Here is a 4,397-nt window from a genome sequence, read left to right as displayed (position 1 = left end):
GCAAGGCGGTCGAGAGCACTCGGAGCCGCGAGCGAAGCGAGATTCCGAATGCCCTCTTCCTGGGGGGGCCGGTGTTGCGGACCTTCGGGGGGTGTCGCCGGTCGTCCGCGCCGGCGGCCCGAGCCGCGAAAGGCCGCCGTACGGAAAGTGTGAGCACGGCGCGCTCATAATCATGAGGGGGAACAGCTCTCTCCTGAGCGGAGCGAAGGACCATTCTTCTGAGGTCCGCGCGGCGGAAGCATTCGATCCGAGCCCCGCGAGAGTCGTGAATGCGACGGACTGAGGCATTTTCACCATTCGTCGCTCCGGCCTCGCTGATACATTTGCGCTCCATGAGCGATCAGCTTTCCGGTGCTCCATGTCGATGACCCTGCCCGAAACCGCCCGGCTGCCTCTCGGGATTCCCGAGTTCAGCTTCGAAGATCTCCATTCTCCCGAACGACTTCGCGCGCTCGACGCGCACTTCCGGCGGGAGCTGCGTGCCGAGGACCCGGAGCTTTGCCGCATCCTCGAAGAAGCGAGGCGCGACCCCGACGCCGTCGCTCCGTCGGCCTTCTCGGATCTGCTCGTTCGGCTCGCTCCTCGCCTCTCGGCCTTCCTCGCCCGGCTCTTCCCCATCGAAAGGGCGTGGAAGGCGCAGATGGCGCGAGCGGACGGCGAGGCGGTTCTCGGGCGCTTCAAGCGAGACTTCCTCCTGCGGCGCGCGGCCAAAGCCCCTCTTCCGGAAGGATTTCCGAACGTCGACGTCGCGGCGGCGGCGCGCGATCTCCGCACGTTCGAGGAGTCCCTCTTCCCGGACCTCCCCTGGCGGGAGGACGAGGAGATGGCGACGGCGCGAATGGCGGTCGCCCTGCTCGATGCCGAGAGCGAGCATGCCGAGGTCGTCAAGCAGAAGAAGCGCGACGCGGTGTCCGCCGAGACCCGCGACCGGGTCGCGGAATGGGCCTCGCGGGCCGGGGAACCGGCGCCGTCGACGCCGGGGGCCGCCCTGGACTTCCTCTCCGCGAAGCTCAGGTTCCTGGAATCGGCTCTTCACCTGCGGCTCGCGCATCCGGAGTGGCGGCGCGAGGTGCGCGGCTGGTCGTCCTTCCGCGTGCCGGAAAAGCTCGCGTTCGATTCCCTCGTCGAGACGATCCGTCCCGATGCCTCGCTCCCGGAGCGCCGGCTCGGGCCGCCCGAGCACCACCGGCGGCGCGACGGATTCAAGCTCACCGACCCGCGGATGACGCCCCGCGGCGTGCAGGCGGAGACGCAGTACTGCCTCATCTGCCACGAGCGGGACAAGGATTCCTGCTCGAAGGGCTTCTTCGATGCGAAGACGTCGACCTTCCAGAAGAACCCGCTCGGCGTAGCGCTCACCGGGTGCCCGCTCGACGAGAAGATCTCGGAGATGCACGTGATGCGGAGGATCGGCGATTCGGTCGCGGCGCTGGCGATCGTCTGCGTCGACAACCCGATGTGCCCGGGCACCGGCCACCGCATCTGCAACGACTGCATGAAGGGATGCATCTTCCAGAAGCAGTCCCCGGTCGACATCCCGCAGGCCGAGACCGGGATCCTGACCGACGTCCTCGACCTCCCCTGGGGATTCGAGGTCTACTCGCTCCTGACGCGCTGGAACCCCCTCAACCTGCGTCGGCCGTACCCGCTCCCGTACAACGGCAAGAACGTCCTGATCGTCGGGCTGGGACCCGCCGGGTACACGCTCGCGCACTACCTCGCCAACGAGGGCTTCGGAGTCGCCGCGATCGACGGGCTGAAGATCGAGCCGGTCGACGGCGCGCTCCGCCCGATCGAGAAGTACGCGGACCTGAAGAAGCCGCTCGACGAGCGGACGCTCGGAGGCTTCGGCGGCGTGTCCGAGTACGGCATCACCGTGCGGTGGGACAAGAACTTCCTTTCGGTCATCGCGTTGACGCTCGCCCGGCGCGAGAACTTCCGCATGTTCGGCGGCGTGCGATTCGGGGGAACGGTCGACGCGGAGGAAGCGTTCGCGATGGGCTTCGACCACGTGGCCGTCGCGGCCGGCGCGGGACGCCCGACGATCGTCGGGATGACGAACAACATGATCCGCGGCATCCGGCAGGCCTCCGACTTCCTGATGGCGCTCCAGCTGACGGGCGCCTTCAAGAAGAACGGCATGGCGAATCTGCAGGCGGAGCTTCCCGCCGTCGTCATCGGCGGCGGGCTGACGGCGATCGACACCGCGACCGAGCTCCTCGCCTATTACCCCATCCAGGCGGAACGCGCGCTCGAAAGGTACGAGGATCTCGTCCTCGAGCGCGGCGAAGAGAACCTGCGGGCGATCTTCGACGCCGAGGAGCAGGAGATCCTCGACCGGCTGCTGGCCCACGGCGGCGCCGTGCGCCGGGCCCGCCGGGACGCGGCCGCGCGCGGCGAGGCGCCGGACCTCGCGAAGCTCTGCCGCGAATGGGGCGGGGTCTCGATCGTCTACCGCCGGACGATGGAGGAATCGCCGGCGTACCGGTTGAACCACGAGGAGATCATCAAGGCGCTGGAGGAGGGGATCTCGTTCGTCGAGACCCTCGATCCCGTCGAGGCCGTTCCGGACGAGTACGGAAAGCTCCGCGCGATGCGATTCCGGCGGACCTCGGGCGAGCTCGTCGAGCTCCCCGCGCGGACGTGCCTCGTGGCCGCCGGCACGACGCCGAACATCACGTACGCGAAGGAGAAGCCGGGCACGCTCCCCCTCGACGACAAGCGCCGATTCTTCGCTCCTCACCGTCTGGTCGAAGACGGCGGCGTCCGCAAGCTCGTGCCGTGCCAGCCGCTCGACGAAGGGGGCATCTTCACCGGCGTCGACCGCGGCGGGAAGTTCATGACGTATTTCGGCGACAACCATCCGAGATACAACGGCAACGTCGTGAAAGCGATGGCTTCGGCGAGAGACGGTTATCGGTGGATCACGCGGCTTTTCCGGGACGAGATCGCCGCCGCCGATCCCGCCGCCCAGCCGGCGCGCGACGCCGCCTGGAAGCGCTTCTCGGGAACGCTCGAGCGCGAGTGGAGAGCGACGGTCGTCCGCGTGGACCGGCTGACCCCGACGATCGTCGAGATCGTCGTGAAGGCGCCGGCCGCCGCCCGCCGCTTCCATCCCGGCCAGTTCTACCGGCTCCAGAATTTCGAGGCGTTCGCCCCTCGCGCCAACGGCGCTCCCCTGCTGCTCGAGCCGCTTGCGCTCACGGGGGCCTGGAAGGACGACGAGCAGGGGCTCCTGTCCATGATCGCGCTCGAGATCGGCGTTTCTTCCCGCCTGTGCGGGGCCCTGAAGCCGGGAGAGCCGGTGATCGTCATGGGGCCAACCGGCGCTCCGACGGAGATCCCCCGGGACTCCACGGTGATGCTCCTCGGCGGCGGGCTCGGAAACGCCGTGCTCTTCTCGATCGGGAAGGCCTGCCGGGCCGCCGGGAACCGGGTGATCTATTTCGCCGGTTACAAGAAGGGGGAGGACTTCTACAAGCGCGAGGAGATCGAGGCCGCGGCGGACATCGTGGTGTTCTCGGTCGACCGCGGCGAGCCGATCCCGGCCGTGCGGCCGCAGGACCGGTCGTTCGTCGGCAACATCCTCGAGTCGATCACCGCCTACGCCGAAGGAACGCTGGGGGATCGCCCGATCGACCTGAAGGATGTCTCGCGGATCATCGTCATCGGCTCCGACCGCATGATGAGCGCCGTCTCCGCCGCCCGGCACGGGGCGCTCGCAAAGTATCTGTCGCCCAACCACGTCGGGATCGCGTCGATCAACTCCCCGATGCAGTGCATGATGAAGGAGGTCTGCGCGCAGTGCCTCCAGAAGCATCGCGACCCGGTCACCGGCGCGACCAAGGAGATCGTCTTCTCCTGCTTCAACCAGGACCAGCTCATGGACGAGATGGACTGGGGGCACCTGGCGGCGCGCCTGCGACAGAACACGGTTTCCGAGAAGCTCAGCGGCCTCTGGCTCGAACGGCTTCTCGCGCAGAATCCTGTGTCACGCGTTTAGAGGCGCCGCCGATCCATCCAGCCATACGGGACGGGTGCGACCCGCCGGCGTCTCGACGGCGCCTCGCGGAGAACAAACCCATCCCTATCGGCATCGACCGGCCGATACGGTTCGCGCGAGCTCACGGCCGGTCGCGCCGTAGCTCGTGAGAGCGGAGGCGGACGGCTCGATGCATCCGCCTTCGCTTCGCTTCGGCGCGACAAGTCGCCGCGCCAGCTCTCGAAAGTTACAGGACTGTCCATATCTCAATAGATTCGACGACGAGGCGCGGCGAGGCGCGAGCCCGGTCCGCCGTCGCTCTCACGAGCTATGGCGGATCGATCGCCGATGACGTTTCTTGGCTCGGAAGGCGGTGTCCTCGCTTCGATCCGCCGAAGCCTCGGCGAAGGCGGAC

General features: G+C 67.9%; 1 protein-coding gene. It reads left to right on the top strand.

All coding sequences use genetic code 11. The annotated features are described in order from the left end of the window. The first annotated feature begins 364 nt into the window (after window positions 1–364). Window positions 365–4,003, top strand: a complete 3,639-nt coding sequence (locus tag VKH46_15970) for an FAD-dependent oxidoreductase (GenBank protein HKB72336.1) — start codon at window positions 365–367, stop codon at window positions 4,001–4,003. Window positions 4,004–4,397 lie beyond the last annotated feature (394 nt).

This window comes from Thermoanaerobaculia bacterium (genome assembly GCA_035260525.1).
In the GTDB taxonomy this organism is placed as follows: Bacteria; Acidobacteriota; Thermoanaerobaculia; order UBA5066; family DATFVB01; genus DATFVB01.
Note: the sequence above shows the minus strand (reverse complement) of the source record. Positions and strands in the feature narration are given on the sequence as shown.